Annotated in this window: 17 protein-coding genes and 1 pseudogene; 5 read left to right on the forward strand and 13 right to left on the reverse strand. The window is 68.0% G+C overall.

Features of this window, described 5'->3' with window-relative positions; translation table 11 throughout:
* Positions 1-38 precede the first annotated feature (38 nt).
* The gene (locus AC1U2B_RS24175; protein ID WP_480218773.1) at positions 39-1,277 is read right to left on the reverse strand and encodes a septum formation family protein; all 1,239 of its coding nucleotides are present in this window, start codon (positions 1,275-1,277) and stop codon (positions 39-41) included.
* Between the two features lie 89 nt (positions 1,278-1,366).
* A complete protein-coding gene (locus AC1U2B_RS24180) occupies positions 1,367-3,526 on the reverse strand; it encodes an acyl-CoA dehydrogenase family protein (protein WP_480218774.1) in 2,160 nt (719 codons plus the stop codon).
* Positions 3,527-3,670: 144 nt separating this feature from the next.
* Between AC1U2B_RS24180 and AC1U2B_RS24185 the strand changes: the two genes are divergently transcribed.
* Complete coding sequence (locus tag AC1U2B_RS24185) at positions 3,671-4,894, forward strand: alpha/beta hydrolase fold domain-containing protein (RefSeq protein ID WP_480218775.1); 1,224 nt, start codon at positions 3,671-3,673, stop codon at positions 4,892-4,894.
* Positions 4,895-4,939: 45 nt separating this feature from the next.
* A complete protein-coding gene (locus tag AC1U2B_RS24190; protein WP_480218776.1) occupies positions 4,940-6,358 on the forward strand; it encodes a WS/DGAT/MGAT family O-acyltransferase in 1,419 nt (472 codons plus the stop codon).
* 49 nt (positions 6,359-6,407) lie between these two features.
* On the opposite strand, the gene AC1U2B_RS24195 is transcribed toward AC1U2B_RS24190, so the two are convergent.
* From AC1U2B_RS24195 to AC1U2B_RS24205, 3 genes are read right to left on the reverse strand one after another with little or no spacing between them, the layout of a single operon-like run.
* Complete coding sequence (locus tag AC1U2B_RS24195; protein ID WP_480218777.1) at positions 6,408-7,652, reverse strand: alpha/beta hydrolase; 1,245 nt, start codon at positions 7,650-7,652, stop codon at positions 6,408-6,410.
* Entirely contained in the window at positions 7,642-9,258 is a 1,617-nt protein-coding gene (gene fadD12, locus AC1U2B_RS24200) for an acyl-CoA ligase FadD12 (RefSeq protein WP_480218850.1), read from the reverse strand. Before fadD12 ends, AC1U2B_RS24195 begins: the two co-directional genes overlap by 11 nt.
* Positions 9,259-9,282: 24 nt before the next feature.
* Complete coding sequence (locus tag AC1U2B_RS24205) at positions 9,283-10,026, reverse strand: lysophospholipid acyltransferase family protein (RefSeq protein ID WP_260937979.1); 744 nt, start codon at positions 10,024-10,026, stop codon at positions 9,283-9,285.
* Between the two features lie 147 nt (positions 10,027-10,173).
* Here AC1U2B_RS24205 and AC1U2B_RS24210 point away from each other — a divergent pair, with 147 nt between their 5' ends.
* Entirely contained in the window at positions 10,174-10,959 is a 786-nt protein-coding gene (locus tag AC1U2B_RS24210) for a crotonase/enoyl-CoA hydratase family protein (protein WP_480218851.1), read from the forward strand.
* A gap of 6 nt (positions 10,960-10,965) precedes the next feature.
* Here the strand turns inward: AC1U2B_RS24210 and AC1U2B_RS24215 are convergent, their stop codons facing one another.
* From AC1U2B_RS24215 to AC1U2B_RS24230, 4 genes and pseudogenes are all read right to left on the reverse strand, one after another.
* Positions 10,966-11,433: a hypothetical protein gene (locus tag AC1U2B_RS24215; RefSeq protein ID WP_135357739.1), complete on the reverse strand. Its 468-nt coding sequence runs from the start codon at positions 11,431-11,433 to the stop codon at positions 10,966-10,968.
* Between the two features lie 54 nt (positions 11,434-11,487).
* A complete protein-coding gene (locus AC1U2B_RS24220; RefSeq protein WP_480218778.1) occupies positions 11,488-11,871 on the reverse strand; it encodes a hypothetical protein in 384 nt (127 codons plus the stop codon).
* A gap of 94 nt (positions 11,872-11,965) precedes the next feature.
* A complete protein-coding gene (locus tag AC1U2B_RS24225) occupies positions 11,966-12,991 on the reverse strand; it encodes an acyl-CoA dehydrogenase family protein (RefSeq protein ID WP_480218852.1) in 1,026 nt (341 codons plus the stop codon).
* Positions 12,968-14,086: pseudogene (locus AC1U2B_RS24230) on the reverse strand (acyl-CoA dehydrogenase family protein); the annotation flags it as partial. The gene AC1U2B_RS24225 and the pseudogene AC1U2B_RS24230, both read right to left, overlap by 24 nt.
* Positions 14,087-14,144: 58 nt before the next feature.
* On the opposite strand from AC1U2B_RS24230, the gene AC1U2B_RS24235 reads away from it, so the two are divergent.
* Entirely contained in the window at positions 14,145-14,672 is a 528-nt protein-coding gene (locus AC1U2B_RS24235; protein ID WP_480218779.1) for a dihydrofolate reductase family protein, read from the forward strand.
* Here AC1U2B_RS24235 and AC1U2B_RS24240 read toward each other — a convergent pair.
* Both AC1U2B_RS24240 and AC1U2B_RS24245 read right to left on the reverse strand, forming a co-directional pair.
* The gene (locus AC1U2B_RS24240) at positions 14,669-15,244 is read right to left on the reverse strand and encodes a TetR/AcrR family transcriptional regulator (protein WP_043985663.1); all 576 of its coding nucleotides are present in this window, start codon (positions 15,242-15,244) and stop codon (positions 14,669-14,671) included. The two genes, AC1U2B_RS24235 and AC1U2B_RS24240, sit on opposite strands and share 4 nt — an antisense overlap.
* A gap of 56 nt (positions 15,245-15,300) precedes the next feature.
* Entirely contained in the window at positions 15,301-15,435 is a 135-nt protein-coding gene (locus AC1U2B_RS24245; RefSeq protein ID WP_260934362.1) for a hypothetical protein, read from the reverse strand.
* A gap of 467 nt (positions 15,436-15,902) precedes the next feature.
* Here AC1U2B_RS24245 and AC1U2B_RS24250 point away from each other — a divergent pair, with 467 nt between their 5' ends.
* Entirely contained in the window at positions 15,903-16,892 is a 990-nt protein-coding gene (locus tag AC1U2B_RS24250; RefSeq protein ID WP_480218780.1) for an amidohydrolase family protein, read from the forward strand.
* A gap of 94 nt (positions 16,893-16,986) precedes the next feature.
* Here the strand turns inward: AC1U2B_RS24250 and AC1U2B_RS24255 are convergent, their stop codons facing one another.
* Positions 16,987-17,208 (reverse strand): hypothetical protein, encoded by a 222-nt coding sequence (locus AC1U2B_RS24255; protein WP_480218781.1) that lies wholly within the window; start codon positions 17,206-17,208, stop codon positions 16,987-16,989.
* Between the two features lie 174 nt (positions 17,209-17,382).
* Positions 17,383-18,855 carry an aldehyde dehydrogenase gene (locus AC1U2B_RS24260; RefSeq protein WP_480218782.1) on the reverse strand — a complete coding sequence of 491 codons (1,473 nt, stop codon included), beginning with the start codon at positions 18,853-18,855 and terminating at the stop codon, positions 17,383-17,385.
* Between the last annotated feature and the right edge of the window lie 35 nt (positions 18,856-18,890).

Raw genomic sequence — 18,890 nt, forward strand, 5'->3', positions numbered from 1 at the left:
CCTCGTTTTCGCCATCAAGCTCACGTTCGGCGAGTGGACTACAGCGGCGGCGGCGCCCAGGGCAGGGTGATCGGGGCGAAGCCCGGGATCTCGAGCACGTGCGACGGCGCCGCGGGCTCGGCCGGGGGTGCCGGCTCGGCAGGATGTGCCGGCTCAGCCGGGGGAGCCGGCGGCGGATGCGCCGGGTTGTCGACGGGTGAGGCCGGGGCTGCAGGTGGCGCCGTGGTTTCGGTGACGGAAGCGCTGGGCGCCTCGGCTGCCTGCGATGCCACCGACGACGAGGACGACGAGGACGACGGTGCCGCCGCAGTACTCGGAGCGACCGCCGGAGCCGCGACGGTGGTCGGGGCGCTGCTGGTCGGGGCGATGGTCGTGGCGGTGGTGACGGGCGCCTGCGCCATCGGGCGCGGGGCGACGGGAGCGGGTACTGCCGACGCGGCGCCGGGGGACTTCACGCTGCCGGTCAGGGGGCCGGGCGTCCGCGATGCCAGCGCGCACAGCGTCTGGTGGCTGCCGGCGGACCAGCTGGACGGGCCGATGGGTCGGTAGTTCAGGGTCAGGTCGCTGGCCGACAACGTCTTCGGCGCCAGGTACGCGGTGGTCATCGTGCTGCAGGTGGGGCGCAGCACCGCCTCCTGCTCGGCGTCCGATGGCGGCGGGCCGTCGTGGAAGTGCGCGCCGAGATCGACGGGCCCGACGGCCTCGACCGAATGCGGCTCGGCGCAGTCCACGGGCACCAGGCCAGTCTGACCGCCCTTCATGTCGGCCCCAAGACACGTGCCCGGTGGCCACACCCGCGACTGATCCTGCTCGGCGACCTGCCCGCGGAACGGCAGCTGCTGGCCGTTCGGGCCGGGTAGTTGCAGTCCGCACAACGCGATGTGACTGCCGGATCCGGAACCGCCAGAGCTCACCGAGCGCAGCAGGCCGTACGCGAACCGGCTGTTCGGGTCGAAGCGTGGTCCGAGGTACCGGCGTCCTGACACTGCGCAGGCGCCCTGATCGCCGTCGCCTTCAACAGAGTTGACGACCTCGAACAGGTGCGGGCTGCTGCACTGCACGAAGGCGGGCCGCTGGGGCGGTTCAGGTTGCCAGGTCAGGCAGCTGCCGGCGTGGGCACTGCGGAACACGGCGTCGGTGTGGTCGTCATCGGTCGCGCTGCCGGCGGACGGGCCGACGGCGGCCACGGTCACCACCCCGGCGATCAGCTGGGCACACAGCACCGCCGCCAGCAAAGCGCGGCGGGACACCCAGGACGTGACCGATAGCAAACTCATCGGTCCATAGCGTGACATATCTGACCGATCGGCGCAGCGTGGCGAAGCGATCTTCGCTAAGTCTCAACCGACTCGTGATGCGTAGCGACCTACTTGAGCAAAGGATCGCGGGGCAGGCCGAGAATTCGTTCGGCGATGGTGTTCCGGGTGATCTCCGAGGTGCCGCCCGCGATGGTCATGGCACGGTAGCCCAGGTAGGCCTGGGTGAGCGCCGGAGTTTGCCCGGTCACGGCCGCGGGGCCGGCGAGCTTCATCCCCAGCTCGGTCTGACGCTGCCCTTGCTCGGCGACCACGAGTTTTGTGACATTGCCCTCGGGTCCCGGGCCGGTGCCCGCGATGGCCCGGCTGATCCGCCGCAGATTCAGCAGCCGCAGGGTGTGTCCCTCGGCGATCACCGCGCCGGCGCGGTCGCGCAGCCCGGCGGCCAGCTCCGGCTGGGCAGCGTCCAACAGCGCGATGAGATCGTCCGCGGTGAAGCCGGATTGCGCACCGGATCCACCGCCGATCGACAGCCGCTCGTTGCCCAGCGTCGCCCGCGCCACCAGCCAGCCCTTGTTGACGTCGCCGACCACGTCGGCGTCCGGGACGAACACCTCGTCGAAGAACACTTCGTTGAAGTGCGCGTTGCCGGTCAGTCCCTTGAGGGGGTTGACGGTCACGCCGGGGGCTTTCATGTCGATCGCCATCATCGTCACGCCGGCGTGCTTGGGGGCGTCGGGATCGGTGCGCACGGTGGCCAGGCCCCACTGGCAGTACTGGGCCAGGCTGGTCCACACCTTCTGGCCGGTCACCAGCCAGCCGCCGTCGACCTTCTTGGCGCTGGTGCGCACCGCGGCCGCATCCGAGCCGGCCTCGGGCTCGGAGAACAACTGGCACCACATGATCTCGCCGCGCAGCACCGGATACACCCAGCGCTCGCGCTGATCGTCGGTGCCGGCCTGGGCGATGGTCAGCGTCACCCAGCCGGTGATGCCGAGGTCGGGACGCTCGACATCACGGAACTCCTCCTCGATGGCCAGCTGCTCCAGCACGCCGGCATCCCGGCCCCACGGCTTGGGCCAGTGCGGCACCAGATAACCGGAATCGACAAGAAAGTCCCGCTTCTTGTCCTCGGCCAGCGACTGCAGCGTCGCGACGGCGTCGCGGGCGGCGGTGCGGTATTCGGCCGCTTCCTCGGGGAGCGCGAACGACGCACCGTGGGCTCGGCCGGTGCGTTGCCCGTCGACCACATCGGCCAGGGGGTCGGCGCCGGCCCCGGTCAGCGTGGCCAGTGTGAGGGCACGGCGCAGGTACAGGTGCGCGTCGTGTTCCCAGGTGAAGCCGATGCCGCCGTGCAGCTGAATGTTGTTCTCGGCGTTGAAGACCTGGCTGTGGATCGCCTGGACAGCGGCGACGGCCGCGCCGAACCAGGCGTCATCCAGATCGTCGGCGCGCGCTGCGTCCCACGCGGCCGCGGTGGTGAGTTCTGCCGCCACCAGCATGTTGGCGGCATGGTGTTTGACGGCCTGGAAGGTGCCGATGGTGCGGCCGAATTGCTCACGCACCTTGGCGTATTCGACGGCCATCTCCAGCGCCGCCCAGCTGACCCCGACCGCCTCGGCGGCAGCGAGAATGCGAAAAGCAGTGTGCGCCTTGGTCGCAGCGCCGCGTAGTACCGCGGTCGCCTCGACCTGGTCCAGGGTCACCGAGCCGATGCTGCGCGTGGTGTCCGCCCCGTCCAGCGGTGTGACGGTGACGCCGGTGGCGTGGGCATCGACGACCACGACGTCATCGCCGGCGACCAGGACCAGCACGTCGGCATCCGGGGCGCCGAGCACGGTCGGGCTTTCCCCGAACACGGTGTGGCCGGCGATGTGAACGTGTCCGGACAAGCCCAGGGCGGCGGTGGTGCTGCCGTCGGCCAGCCCGGGCAGCAGTGCGGCGCGCAGCTCTTCGGTGGCGCATCGGTCGATGACGACGGCGGCGGCGACGGTCGGCAGGAACGGTCCGGGGCACAGCTCGCGGCCCTGTGCCTCCAGTACCACCGCCAGTTCGGGCAGTCCGAATCCGGAGCCGCCGTAGGCCTCGGGGATGGCCAGCCCCTGCCAACCCAGATCGGCTGCAGCCGTCCAGAATCCGGCCGGATGCGACGGCCCGCCCTCCAGCGTGGCGCGGGCCGCGGCCCGGCTGCCAAGCCGGTGCAACAGTCCGGTGGCCGAGTCCGCGAGGTCGTTGTGGTCGTCGGTGATCGCCAGCGCTGAGGTGCCCATGGCTTGACTGTAAGCACGACGGTACGTCTTCGAATAGCCCCTGATCAGCTGTGATGCACTTCACAAGTGAACAGTCTCCGAAATGTGACCACGAACTTGCCGTGGCCCCGAAAGCGCGTGGTCAGCGCGGTGTACGCTCGCGAAATGACGGCTCGACCGGACAATGACGTTCACAGCCCTTCACTGGCGACCAGGCTGCGCTGGTTCATGGCTGCCAAGCCCTCCGATCACCTGTTGGCGATGGCAACGGCCGCCGCCTCGTTGCCGGTGATCGGCAAGAGCCTCGAGCCGCTCGGCGGGGCGACCGCGATGACCCTGTGGGGCATGCGCCACGTGCCGAGCTTCTGGGCGTCGACCTCCAAGGCGCTGTTCACCCCGAGCGTCGCGGAGATTCGTCGGGCCGAGCGTGATTGCACCAACGAGGTGGTCCGGGCCGCGCTGACCGGGGTCGTGCCGCCCGCCGAACTCGACATCGAATGGCCTGCGCCCGAGCGCACGCCGCCGTTCTGGCGGGCCCGCGAACACCGGCGTCAGGTGCACCGCACCTCGGTGCGCTACGGCGACAACCCGTCGCAGCTCCTGGACGTCTGGCGCGCCGACGACCTGCCCAGCGAGCCGGCCCCGGTCCTGATCTACCTGCCCGGTGGGGCCTGGGTGCACGGCAGCCGGCTGCTGCAGGGCTACGCGCTGATGAGCCACCTGGCCCAACAGGGCTGGGTCTGTCTGTCCATCGACTACCGCGTGGCCCCGAACCACCGTTGGCCGCAACACATCACGGACGTCAAGACCGCGATCGCGTGGGCCCGGGCGAACGTCGACAAGTTCGGTGGTGACCGCGACTTCATCGCGATCTCCGGTGGCTCGGCCGGTGGGCACCTCGCCGCGCTGGCCGGCCTGACCGCCAACGATCCCGAACTGCAGGCCGACCTGCCTGAGGGCGCCGACACGTCGGTCGACGCCGTCGTCGGTATCTACGGCCGCTACGACTGGGAGGACCGGTCCACCAAGGAGCGCGAGGAGTTCGTCGACTTCCTCGAGCGCGTCGTGGTCCGGCGCCGGATCGACAAGCACCCGGAGATCTACCGTCAGGCCTCTCCGATCGCGCGGGTGCATCGAGATGCGCCGCCGTTCCTCGTGATCCACGGCAGCGGCGACAGCGTCATCCCGGTGGCGCAGGCGCGCGACTTCGTGCACGAGCTGCGCGCGGTGTCCGCGTCGACTGTCAGTTACATCGAATTGCCCGGTGCCGGACACGGTTTCGACATGACCGATGGTGCCCGCACGGCGTCGATGGCCACTGCCATAGGGTTGTTCCTCGACGAGGTTCACCGGAACCAGAACCAGCAGTGTGTCGAAGAGGTCGTCTAGACCGTTCGACTGGCCGAGGTCTGACCGAAGCGCAGGAGAGGTCGAGTGAAACGACTCAGTGGGTGGGACGCGTTCCTGCTGTATTCGGAAACGCCCAACGTGCACATGCACACCCTCAAGATTGCCGTAATCGACCTTGCCGGACTGGGTGATCGCACCTTCGGGATCGACGAATTCCGTCGTGTACTCCGGGAACGACTGCACAAGCTGGACCCGTTCGGCTATCAGCTCGTCGACATTCCGTTCAAGTTCCACCACCCGATGTGGCGCGAGCACGCCGAAGTCGATCTCGAGTACCACGTCCGGCCGTGGCGGGTGGCGGCACCGGGTGGCCGTCGCGAACTGGACGAGGCGATCGGCGAAATCGCCAGTACCGCACTGGATCGCAGCCGGCCGCTGTGGGAGATGTACCTCGTCGAAGGCTTGGCCAACGGGCGGGTGGCCGTGGTCGGCAAGATCCACCACGCGCTGGCGGACGGGGTGGCCTCGGCCAACCTGCTGGCCCTCGGCATGGACATCACCGAAGGGCCGCAGCGCGATCAGGACCTCTACATCGCCGATCCGGCCCCGTCCCGCGGCGAGCTGGTGCGGTCGGCCTTCGTCGATCACCTCCGGCAGATCGGCCGGATTCCGGGCGTGGTCAAGTACACCGCCGACGGCATGGCACGGGTGCGCAAGAGCACCCGCAAGCTGTCACCGGAACTGACCCGGCCGTTCACCCCGCCGGCGAGTTTCATGAACCACGTGCTCACGCCCCAACGGCGTTTTGCCACAGCCACTTTGGCGCTTGCCGACGTCAAGGAGACCAGCAAGAAGCTGGGCGTCACCATCAACGACCTGGTGCTGGCCATGTCGTCGGGCGCGCTGCGCGAGCTGCTGCTGAAGTACGACGGCAAGGCCGACCACCCGCTGCTGGCGTCGGTGCCGATGAGCTACGACTTCTCACCGGATCGCATCTCCGGCAATCGATTCAGCGGCGTGCTGATCGGGCTGCCGGTCGACGTGGATGACGCCGAGCAGCGCGTCAGGCAGGCCCGGGAAGCCGCCATGCTGGCCAAGGAGAGTCACCAGTTGGTCGGCCCGGAACTGGTGGCCCGGTGGGCCGCCTACATGCCGCCGGCGCCGATGGAGTCGATGTTCCGCCGGCTGTCCAACATGGACGGCCAGAACAAGGTGCTGAACCTCAACATCTCCAACGTGCCGGGGCCCCGGGAACGCGGCAAGGTGGGTGGCGCCACTGTCACCGAGATCTACTCGGTCGGCCCGCTCACCGCGGGCAGCGGCCTGAACATCACCGTGTGGAGCTACGTCGACCAGCTCAACATCTCGGTGCTGGCCGACGGCGCGACCACCGACGACCCGCATGAAGTGACCGCGGGCATGATGGAGGACTTCAAGAAAATCCGAAGGGCCGCAGGGCTTTCCGAGGAGCTGACGGTCGTCGAGACCGCGATGGCGCAGTAGGGGCCGCGGTACTCGCCACCCGGACCTGGCGCCGCGACTTCACCAGCGGCTAACCGACACCCTCAGAGTCACCCTCGGCGTCAACGACCCTCGCCTTCTCGGCGCGCACCCACTCCAGGAACCGGGTGATCGCCTCGGCGGCGTAGCGGCCGTGCGCCGAGCCGAAGATGTCGAATGCGTGCTGTGCGTGCGGGATCTCGGCGTACGCCACCGGCGCCGGTGATCGCTCTCGCAGCGCGGCGACGAAGTCCCGTCCCTCCTGCACGTGGATCAGTGTGTCGTCGGTGCCGTGCAGCACGAAGAACGGCGGGGCGTCGGGACCTATCCGCTTGATGGGCGAGGCGTCCAGGAAGACCTGGGGATCGGTGGAGAACCGCTTCTTGATGATCAAGTGCTGCAGGGCGTGCATCATCTCCGGACGCCCGGGGCCGTCGAAGCTGAACCAGTCGTAGCGGCCGTACACGGGCACCGCGGCCACCACCGAGGTGTCGGCATCCTCAAAGCCGGGCTGCCACTGGGGATCTCCGGGAGTCAACGCGGCCAGCGAGGACAGGTGACCGCCCGCCGAGCCTCCGCTGATCGCGACGAAGTCGGGGTCGCCGCCGTAGTCGGCGATGTTCTCCTTGATCCAGGCGAGGGCCTGCTTCACGTCGATGATGTGTGCCGGCCACTGGTGTTTCGGGCTGACGCGGTAGCCGATGGACACGCAGATCCAGCCGCGGTCGGCAAGGGTGCCCATCAGCGGGTAGGCCTGCGGCCGACGGTCGCCGAGCATCCACCCACCGCCCGGAACCTGCAGCAGTACAGGGGCTTTGCCGTCGAGCGGCAGGTCGGGGCGGCGCCAGATGTCGGCCAGGTTGGCGCGGTGCGGACCGTACTTGACGGTCTTCTTGTTGTACCTGCGGCGCGACAGCATGGTGCGCGCGATACCGGGCAGGCGCGGGACGCCCGGATCGGCCGGGTTGCCCGGACCGATCACGTCGCGCAGTGGCTCTTCGAACGTCGGCCGGGAACTGCGGCTGCGGCCGACGATCAATCCCAGGATGGCCCAGGTGATCACATTGAGCACCAACGCGATTCGGCCGCTGGTACCGGAGAACGCGCCGCGCCGACCCCGGCGGATCGTGGACAGCACCGAGGAACTGAGCACGAATCCGGCCGCTTCACTGGATGGCCAGCCGTACGCGAAGGTGAGGATGCCGGGGTTCCCGGCGCGGGCCAGTGGGCGAGCCGCGTTGGTGGCGTTGACGAGGCCGAGGACGGCCCGCAGCAGGGTCACCGATTTACGCGCCATTGGCCAGCGCCTTCAGTTCGCGGCGGTCGATCTTGCCGGTACTGTTGCGCGGCAATTCGGCGAGCACCGTAATCGACCGTGGCACTTTGTAATTGGCCAGGTTGTCGCGCACGTGCTGCTTGAGGGATTCCTCGGTGGCGGTCGCGCCATCGGTCAGCACGACGAACGCCGCGAGGCGCTGGCCGTACTGCTCGTCGTCGACACCCAGCACGGTGGCTTCGGCCACGTCCGGGTGGGTGGACAGCGTCTTCTCCACCTCGATCGGGTACACGTTCTCACCGCCCGAGACGATCATCTCGTCGTCGCGGCCCACCACGAACAAGCGGCCGGCGACGTCGAGGTATCCCAGGTCGCCCGAGGACATGTAGTCCTGGTGGAAATCCTTTGTGGCGCCGGAGGTGTAGCCGTCGAACTGGGTCGAGTTGCGTACGTAGATGGTGCCCACCTCGCCCGCCGGCAACTCCTGGAAATCGGCGTCCAGGATCTTGATCTCGGTGCCCTCGGCGGGCCGGCCGGCGGTGTCGGGGGCGGCGCGCAGGTCGGCCGGTGTCGCGGTGGCGATCATCCCGGCCTCGGTGGCGTTGTAGTTGTTGTAGATGACGTCGCCGAACTGGTCCATGAACGAGGTGACGACGTCGGGGCGCATGCGCGAGCCGGAGGCCGCGGCGAACCGCAGCGAGCGGCCGCTGTAGCGGTTGCGGATGTGATCAGGCAGTTCCATGATGCGGTCGAACATCACTGGGACAACACACAATCCGGTCGCCTGGTACTTGTCGACCAGGGCCAGGGTGGCCTGCGGGTCGAACTTGCGGCGAGTGACGACGGTGCAGGCCATCGACGCCGCGAACACCAATTGTGAGAAGCCCCAGGCGTGGAACATCGGAGCGACGACCACGGTGGTCTCCTCGGTACGCCACGGCGTGCGGTCCAGAATCGCCTTCAACGCGTCCAGGCCGCCACCGGAATGCTTGGCGCCCTTGGGAGTTCCGGTGGTCCCGGAGGTCAGCAGGATCACCCGGCTCTTCTCGCCGGTGCGTCGCGGCTGCAGCCCCAGGTGGTCGATGATCAGGGACTCGACGGTCAGTGGGTGGTCCTCGGTGTCGGTCCACGCCACGATGCGGGTGACGGGAGGCCGGCCCGTCCGACCTTGATCCTGCAAGGCGCGGTCCACCGTCGCGGTGAACTCTTCGTCGTAGATGATGACGTCGACGTTCTCGCGGTCCACGACCTCGGCCATGGCGGGCCCGGCGAAGGAAGTGTTCAGTAGCAACACATCTGCGCCGATGCGGTTGGCCGCGATCAGTGCGTCGACGAAGCCGCGGTGGTTGCGTGCCATGATGCCCACGACCTTGGCCGAGGGCAGCAGCTGCAGGGCGGCGGCGAACGCGTCGCCGCGCTTGTCGAGCTCGCTGAAGGTCAGTGTGCCCAATTCGTCGATCAGGCCCGGACGGTTACCGCAGCGCTGCGCGGAACTGGCGAAACCTGATGTGACGCTCATGTTTTCGCGTGCCATGGCGCCGGCGATCCGGACGTACTTGTCCGGCCGCAGTGGGGCGATGACGCCGGCCCGGACCATGGTGTTGACCAGGCCGGCGGTGGCGGCCAGCTTGTCGGTGATACCCACGGGCGGTCAGCCTAGTACCGGGAAGCGCCGCTCTTCGGCGAGTTCGTCGAGAGCGTCCTGCATGACCTTGCGGACGCGTGCGTCGACCGCGTCGATGTCGGGCTCTTCACCGAACTCGGCCTCGATGTTGATGGGCGGCAGCACCTGCATGACGATCTTCGACGGCAGCGGCACATTGAACGGCAGCACGGCGGACAACCCGAACGGCAGGCCGACGGACAGCGGCACCACCTTGGCGCGGGCGGCGCGCGCGATGGGGCCGAGGGCCTTGGCGATGCGCTCACCGCGGGTCAGGAACAGCTGGGTCTCCTGGCCGCCGATGCCGACCATCGGCACGATCGGCACGCCGGCATTGATCGCGGCCTTCACGTAACCCTTGCGGCCGTCGAAGTCGATCTTGTTGGCGTCGGTCGACGGCCGGTAGACGTCGTAGTCGCCGCCGGGGAACACGACGACGAGGCCGCCGGAGCGCAGCGCTTCGTCGGCGTTCTCGTGGCTGGCCAGGATGTAGCCGGTCTTCTTGAAGAAGTCCGCGGTCGGGCCGACCATCAGCATGGCGTGGCTGAGGGTGTAGACGGGACGGTCGTAGCCGTACTTCTCGTAGAAGTGCGACGAGAAGATCGGCACGTCCATGGGCAGCATGCCGCCGGAGTGGTTGCTCACCACCAGCGCGCCACCCAGCGGAATGTTCTCCAGTCCGCGGACCTCGGATCGGTGATAGACCTTCAGCAGCGGTCGGAGAATCCCCATGACCTTCTCGGTCAGGTCCGGGTCGAATTTGGTGATTTCGGGCAGCTTGACCACGGTTTCTCCTCTGACTGCGGCAAAAACTAGAACATGTTCTAATTTTTGATTATTCACTGGTTGACCGCCGGACGCCAATCCCCTGTGGCTAGCATCACCGTCGTGACCGAAGAAGCCACCAGCGAAGATGCCGTCCTCGTCGAACAGCGCGACCGCATACTGATCATCACCATCAATCGGCCCCAGGCCAAGAACGCTGTCAACTCAGCGGTCAGTAAGGGCCTGGCCGCAGCCGCGGACCGCCTTGACGAAGACCCGGGACTGTCCGTGGCCGTGCTGACGGGAGCCGGCGGCTCGTTCTGTGCCGGCATGGATCTGAAGGCTTTCGCCAAGGGCGAGAACATCCTCTCGGACCGTGGCCTCGGCTTCACGCAGCGTCCGCCGGCCAAGCCGCTGATCGCCGCGGTCGAAGGTTACGCGCTGGCAGGCGGCACCGAGCTGGCCCTGTCGGCAGACCTGATCGTCGCCTCCAACGCGGCGGCATTCGGTATCCCCGAGGTAAAGCGCGGCCTGGTCGCCGGTGCCGGCGGCTTGCTGCGCCTGCCGCGGCGCATCCCGTACGCCATCGCCATGGAACTCGCGCTCACCGGCGAGAACCTGACCGCAGCGCGGGCGCACGAGCTGGGCCTGGTCAACGAACTGACCGAGCCGGGTGCCGCACTGGATGCCGCCCTCGCGCTGGCCGAGCGGATCACCGCGAACGGCCCGCTCGCGGTCGCTGCGACCAAGCGGATCATCGTCGAGTCGTCCGACTGGTCCGACGCCGAGAAGTGGGACAAGCAGGGCGCCATCCTGGGACCGGTCTTCATGTCGAAGGACGCGCGCGAGGGCGCGGTGGCCTTCGCCGAGAAGCGCGCTCCGCAGTGGACCGGTAGCTGACCGGCCCTACTTGGGTTTCTTCTCCGACCGCTGCACCGGGCACTGCTGCTCAACCCAGTTGTTGAGGGTGCGGCTGAACTGAGTGCGGTCGGGATCGCTGGAGTGCAGGCCGTTGGTCTTGACGAAATGTGTCACGGCGGCCTGCACATCGGCGGGCGGGTGGAAGCCGTTGATGGTGTCCCCGGCCGTCTTGGCGTCGTCGGGGGACGCGCCGGACATCAGGTTCACCACCGCGCCGGTGAGTTGCAGGCAGGTCCCGCCGTCGAGCTGACGGCTGGTGGGGGACGGCGGCGCTTCGGCTGCTGGGGTACTCGGGGCGGCAGCGGTGCTCGGCGCCGGAGCGCTCGACGACGAGGTGGTCGGCTGCGGTGGCTGCTTGTCGCCCGAACATCCGGCCAGCAGCAGAGCGGCTGCCAGTACTGCGGCCTGACGGCCATTGAATCGCCGCGACGTCACGATCTCCCGGTAGGACATGTGTTTGTTCTACCGGGAAGATCGTTTGTGCCGGCTGCTGGGGTCGAACAATGGTCAGACTGCGGCGACGAAGTCGCTGCTGTAGAACTCGGCCGGGGACTGCGAATGCGGCGCGGGCAGATCAACCTGGAGCCACACACCGGTGGTGCCGGGAGCCACGTTGAGCTGCACGGTGGAGCTGCCGTTGCCGAAGCCGTCGGTGCTCAGCGTGCCGGTGCCGATGCTCGGGTCGCCGGCCAGGCAACCGAGCGGGGCATGCGGGGCCGGGATCAGCCGGACCACGTACCGCGCGTCGCGCGCGCCGTCGAGCATGTCGATATGGGCGACGGCGGTGCGGCCGTCGGAGGTGATCTCAGCCGTCGGCGCGGCCGGAAAACGGAACTTCATGTAGTTGATCGGCTGCCGGTCGCAGGTGTACGACCGCGACATGAGGGTCATGCGGTGGGTGCCGGCGGCCTGGGCGGGCGCGGCGACCGCGGTCGCCGCGGGCAGGGTCTTTCGGCGCGGATATTGACCTAGGTCACAACGACTTTCAGAAGCGGCCCACCGTCACATCCCACGGATCGGTCGTCGCGGTGCGGGCCGCGAGCCTGCGGGCGTGCCAACTGGTGCTGCCGAACTCGTCGGCCCAACTACGGGCCCGCAGGGTCGCTCGCCACAACGGATGTTCCGCGGTGGTGCCGATGGCGCCGTGCAACTGGTGGGCGATGGTCGTCACCGGGGCGACGGCCCGGCCGACGGCGATCTTGGCCACGGTCGTGGCGTAGCCGGTGCGATCGTCACCGAAGCCGTACTGCGCGGCTGCGGTGACAGCCAGAGTGGTTGCCGCCCTGGCCCGTTCGATCTCGCCGAGCAACGAGGCCAGTGAGTGCTGCACCGCCTGGAAGGCGGCGAGCGGCCGGCCGAACTGCACCCGTGTTTCGGTGTGCGCGACGGTCAGCTCGGCGGCGGCATCGAGTGCGCCGACGATCTGGACGCTGCGGCACCAGGCGCCGCGGACGGTCAATTCGTCGGCGACCGTCAGCGGCAGCTGTACGACATCACTTGCCGCGGTGTCGAATTCGATGGTGGCCCGGGGCTCCCCGGCGAGATTGTGTCCACCGTTGATGGGCGTCGGTGAGTCGCGCAGTGCGACGTACAGGGCGTCCGGTCCGCGTTTGGTCACCAGCACCGGCCCGCACTGCGGCCAGGTGGCGACCTGATCGACCGCCAGGGTCAGGGGCCCGGAATCCGGCACCGCGAGACCGGCCTCTGCCGCCAACCACGTTGCCAGCACGTCGGTTTCGGCGATCGGCACCGCAGCGGCGTGCCGCGCCAAGGTGCCCAGCACGACGGCCGTCGCGGCGGGACCGGCGTCGGCGTCGCTGCTCAACCGGGTGAGGCCGGAGGTCTCGGCGGTGCGCCACAGGGCGTCGTCGAAGGTCAGCGGCAGGGTGCGGGCGGGCTGTGCGGACTGCCCGATCTGGTCGGCCAGTTCGCGCAGTTCGGCCAACTCATCCGAATGCTGTTTGGCGGCAGCCTGTTTGGTCCAGTTCTTGGCGACGATGCCGCGCAGCACCTCATTGGTGCCGCCGCGCAGGGTGAACAGCGGCGCATGCACCCGAGCGGTGTCCAGCATCGCCTGCAGCCGCGGACGGTCGGGACCGTCGTACCGGTCCAGCAGCTCCGCGGCGATCTCCACGGAGTCCTGCTCGAATCGGGTACCCAGGTCTTTGACCAGCGCGGCGGGGACGGCGGCGTCCTGGCCGGCGGTCAACGCGCGGGCGACCGAGATGGAGAGCTGACGCAGCGAGATCATCCGTGTCAGCAGATCGCCGATGTCCGCACGGGGGTCGTCCCGCAGCGCCTCGATGAGTGCGAAAAGCAATGTGGCCGTGGACAGGAAGCGCTCCGGTCCGCTGCGCTCGAAACCCAGTTCCGAGGTCACCTGGTGCCAGCCCGCGCCGACGGTGCCGAGCAGATCGGCGTCGGTCAGCGCGACGTCGTCGAACAGCACCTCGTTGAAATGGTGTTCGCCGTTCATCTGGACGATCGGCTCGATGGTGACGCCCGGGGCGTCGGTGGGCACGATGAACTGGCTGAATCCCGCGTGCCGATGCTTGGGGTCCAGGGGGCTGGTGCGGGCCAGCACCACGATCTGGTGTGCCAGGTGTGCGCCGCTGGTCCACACCTTGCTGCCGTTCAGCAGCCAGCCGGCGTTGGTGCGGGTGGCCTTCGTGGCGACCGCGGCGAGGTCGGAACCGGCCTCGTGCTCGCTCATGCCGATCGCGGAATACAAAGTACCGGAAGCGATTCGGGGGAGCAGTCGGCGCCGCTGATCTTCGCTGCCGTAAGTCAGCAGGGCCGGTGCCACCTGCCGGTCGGCGATCCAGTGCGCGGCCACCGGTGCGCCGTGGGCGAGCAGTTCTTCCGTGACCACGTATCGGTGCATGTGGCTGCGGCCGTGGCCGCCGTACTCGACCGGGATGGTGAGGCCGACGAAGCCGGCTGCCGCCAGCCGCATGCTGAAGTCGGCGTCCCACTTCGACAGCCAGCAGTCGACGCCGGGTTCCCAGCCGAACTCCTTTGCGTCCTGGGCCAGGAACCGGCGCAGGTCCGCACGCAGTTCGGACAGGTCGCCGTCGTCGGCGCGGAGGGCGTCGAAATCGTCCATCCGGCAACAGTAATCGGGGCGCCTCGGATTGTCGGTGCCTCGCGGCATACTCGGAGCGATGGCGACCATTTACTACACCGCATCGAGCTTGGACGGCTTCATCGTCGATTCTGCCGGCAGCCTGGACTGGCTGCTCTCGCGTGACATCGACGTCGACGGACCGTTCGGCTACAAAGCCTTCGAGCAGTCGGTGGGTGCCCTGGTCCTGGGGTCGACGACGTACCGGTGGATCGTCGAGAACGAACCAGGTGACTGGCCGTACCCCCAACCGACGTGGGTGCTCACGTCGCGGCCGGACGTCGTCGTCGAGGGGCACCCCGTGTGCCCGGTCAGCGGCGATGTCGCGCAGCTGCATCCGGCGCTGGTCGAGACGGCCGGCGAGCGTGACGTCTGGATCGTCGGCGGCGGGGACGTCGCAGCGCAGTTCGTGACGGCCGGCCTGGTCGACGAACTGGTGGTGTCCTATGCGCCGTGTTCCCTGGGTGCCGGCGCACCCGTATTGCCGGTGCGCTCGGAATGGCGCTTGCTCGAGTCCGCGGTCAACGGGGACTTCGTCTGTGCACGCTGGGCTCGCGCGGACGGCTAGCTGCCGGCGGTGGGCAGGCCGTTGTTCTTGACGAAAGCCTTTGCCTTGATGAGGAATTCGAGTTGAGTAGCGACGTCGTGCAGCGGAGCGACGCTCTGCGACGACCGGCTCAACACCACCGCGCCTTCCAGCGCGGCCAGGCAGGTGACAGCCAGGGCCGACGCGTCGGAATCGCTGAATCCCTCGGCGGTGAAGGAGTGTCCGAGCGCGGTGCGCCACCGGTCGAAGATCTCGGCGGCGATGGGGGTCAATGTCGGCGCTTCGTCGCCCGACCCGACCGCGGCGGCGACCACCGGGCACCCCGCGGTGAAGTCGCTGTCGGCCAGAATCTGGTCCCAGAAGGTGACGAATCCGCGCACGAGTGCGATGCCGCCGTACGCCGCGGAGCCGTCGATGTGGGCGGCGATCGCGTCGCCGGCGAACTGCAGTGCTTCGATCAGCAGCTGGCTGCGGCCCTCGGGAAAGTGGTGGTAGACCGACCCGCGCGGTGCGCCGCTGCGGACCAGTACCTCGTCGATGGTCAGGCCGGCGGCGCCGCGCTCACGCAGTACGGCGGCGGCGCTGCGCACCATCCGTTCCCGGGTGGCGCCGCGCTTGTTGACCGTCTTGATGGCAGGCGCTGCCGCGCTCAATGCGTGACCCGGTTCCGAAACTGCGTCATCCGGTCCTGTACCCCGCGAGCTGCTTCACGCAGCCGTTCGTTGGCGCCCAGGACGGTATGCGTGAAGCGATGGCCTTTCACGTTGACCTCGACCACCCACATGCTGCCCTCCTCGATATGGGGCTCAGCATAAAACGCCCAACACATCGGACCAAAGAATGTATTCCAGGTCACAGCTGTCCGGGATTTCGGGCGCTGCGGGGTCTGCGTTTCCTCCAAACTATGGTTAATTACATAATTGTGTGATCGGGAGTTCACTGCTCGCATGACGACCGATCTCGATCCGCAGACCGTCACGCTCGAACGGGCATGTTGTGGTGATGGACCTGGGCCGGCCTGAGAAGCGCAACGCCTTCGACCGCACCATGTCCGCTTCGCCCAGATCGAGGTGCTGCGGGCGACCCTTGACTTCAACCTCGGTTGAGGTTCTAGCGTCGTCGAAGGGGGCGAACCGCGGGACTTGGCTGGGTCCGTGCGGCTGACATCAAATTCGGTGCGCCTGGCGCACACGCCACCCGACGCGGTTCGCAGTGCGTCGTTTCTATATGTCGGCTGACAGTGAGGGAAAGATGAAGATTGTTGCGCTGGAGGAGCACTACGTGACCGCGGAAGTTGTCGCGGCATGGGACCGGGTCGACGCCCGGTGGCGAGACCCGATGGTGGACTTGGCCCCCACGCCCGAGATCGGTCGCCGGCTGGCATTCCTCGATGAGGAGCGCCTGGCGATCATGGACGGCGCGGGCGTCGACGTCCAGGTGCTGTCGCTCACGACACCCGGCTTGTTCGACCTGGAACCGGCCGAGGCGGCCGCACTGCAGATCGCGGTCAACGATCAAGTCGCCGAAGCGGTGAAGTGCAACCCTGCGCGCCTACAGGGATTTGCAACCCTGGCTCCGCAACGGCCGGAAGACGCTGCAGCGGAACTCGAACGCGCAGTCCGGCATCTCGGATTCCACGGAGCACTGGTGTTCAGCCGAGTGCGTGACGAACCGATTGATCACCAGCGATTTTGGCCGGTCTTCGAAGCCGCTGAAGCGCTGCAGGCGCCGCTGTACCTGCATCCGCAGAGCCCGCCGGCCGCGGTTCGCCAGGCGTGCTACAGCGGCTTCGGAAACCCGGTCGATCTCGCTCTGTCCACCTACGGCATCGGTTGGCATTACGACGCCGGCCTGCAATTCCTGCGACTCGTGTTGGCCGGTGTCTTCGACCGGTTCCCCAATTTGCAGGTGATCCTGGGGCACTGGGGTGAAATGTTGCCGTTCTTCCTGGATCGCGTAGACAACATCGCCGCGACAGCGGGGCTTCAGCGCAGCATCACCGAGTACGTGACGAACAACGCCTTCCTCACACCGGGAGGAGTATTCAGTCAGCGGTATCTGGGTTGGGCACTCGACGTGGTCGGCAGCGACCGCATCATGTTCGCGGCCGACTACCCATACGTCCCCACCGACGGCGGCGTCGCGCGCGCATTTCTCGACGAGGCCGACCTTTCTGAGCAGACTCGACACGACATTGCGTCGGGTACCTGGGACCGGCTGTGTGCGCAGATACGTCGGTGAAGCGCCCGGCAGCGCACCGTCAACATCTCTGAAACGTCAACGGGCGCCGGGTCTTTGCAGACCCGGCGCCCGCTCGGCGGCACGGTTGCCGGACTCAGCCGGCGTTCTCCAGCGCGACGAGCGCGGCGGCCACGGCGAAGTACTTGTTGGCACCGAGCTGGCGCACGGTCTTGATGTTGAACGCCGCGGCGAGGTGCTCGGCGTCGGAATCACTGACCCCGGCGAGCGCGGCGGGCGATGCGTCGAGGATGTCATTGAGGGACTTGTCCTCGTAGGCCTTGTCGAGCGACTTCTCGAGATCTACAGAAACTGCCATGGGTTGCCTCCCAGATTGTTTGCCAACGACCTTCGAACGGGCGTGACGGTATCAGCGATTACTGGGGTTCGCCTGGGATAAAACACCCGTGCTGAAAAGCCGAATGGCCACCCGGCCGAGTCCCCCGAGGGGTGAAGGACAACGGCGCGGGCGGCCATCCGGACGAAGGCGGAATTACGCCGGGGTGTAGCCGAACGGCATGAGCACGCTCTTGGCCTGGCAGTAGGCCTCGATGCCCTCGGGGCCGTTCTCGCGGCCGATGCCCGAGTTCTTGTAGCCGCCGAACGGAGCGCCCGGATCGAACGCGTACATGTTGACCGCGTAGGTGCCGGTGCGAATCTGTGCGGCGATCTTCATGGCCTTGGGCACGTCGGTGGTGTAGACGCTGCCGGCCAGGCCGTAGTCGGAGTCGTTGGCGATCCGGATGGCTTCCTCTTCGGTGTCGAAGGGGATGATCGCCAGCACCGGGCCGAAGATCTCTTCCTGGGCGATGGTCATCGAGTTGTCGACGTCGGCGAACACCGTCGGCTGCACGAACCACCCGGAATCCAGGCCCTCGGGACGGCCGCCGCCGGTGGCGATGCGCGCGCCCTCTTCGACACCCTTCTTGATGTAGCTCTCGACCCGCTCGCGCTGCTTCTCGCTGATCAGCGGGCCGATCATGGCGGCCGGGTTGTCGGGCAGGCCGACCTGCATGGCGGCCGCGCCCGCGGCCACCTTCTCGACGACCTCGTCGTACCGCGACCGCGGGGCCAGGATGCGGGTCTGGCCGACGCAGGCCTGGCCGGTGTTCATCAGGCCGGAGAACAGCAGCATCGGGAGGGTGGAGTCCAGATCGGCATCCTCGAGGATGATCGCCGCGGACTTGCCGCCCAGTTCCAGGGTGCAGGGCTTGAGCCGCTCGGCGGCGACCTTGCCGATCTCCTTGCCGACAGCCGAGCTGCCGGTGAAGGTGAACTTGTCGATCTCCGGGTTGGCGGTCAGCGCGCGCCCGGTGTCCGGGCCACCCGGCACGACGGACAGCACGCCCTCGGGCAGGCCGGCCTCGGCGAAGGCCTGGGCCATGGCGAACACCGACAGGGGCGTCTCGGCGGCGGGCTTGAGCACGACGGTGCAGCCGGCCAGCAGCGCCGGGCCCAGCTTGTTGGCGGCCAGGAAGAACGGCACGTTCCACGCGGCGACGGCGGCGACGACGCCGATGGGCTCGCGGGTCACCAGCGTCTGGCCGTAGATGCCGTCGCGGATGTCGCTCCACTGGAACTTGTCGGCAGCGCCGGCGTAGTAGTTGAACGACGACATCGCCGCGCCGTACTGCATCATGTCGACGATGCTCGGCGGCTGGCCGGTCTCGGCGGAGAGCAGGAACTTCAGCTCGTCAGCGCGCTCGGTCATGATGCGCGACGCCTCGGCGATCACCGCGGCGCGCTCGGCCGGCGTCATCTTGGGCCAGGGGCCCTCGTCGAACGCCTTGCGGGCGGCGGCACACGCGGCATCCACGTCGGCCTTGGCGGCCAGCGGCACCTTGCCGACGAGCTCGCCGGTGGCCGGGGAGTGCACCTCGATGACGTCCGACGTCGAGGGTGCGGTCCACTGACCGCCGATGAACAGCTGGTCCCACTCGGTTTTGAATGCCGTGCTCTGTGTCATGGGCGTCACATTACCCAGTTTTCAGCGAAACGAGA

The sequence above is a fragment of the Mycolicibacterium sp. P4_G11 genome, assembly GCF_056555145.1.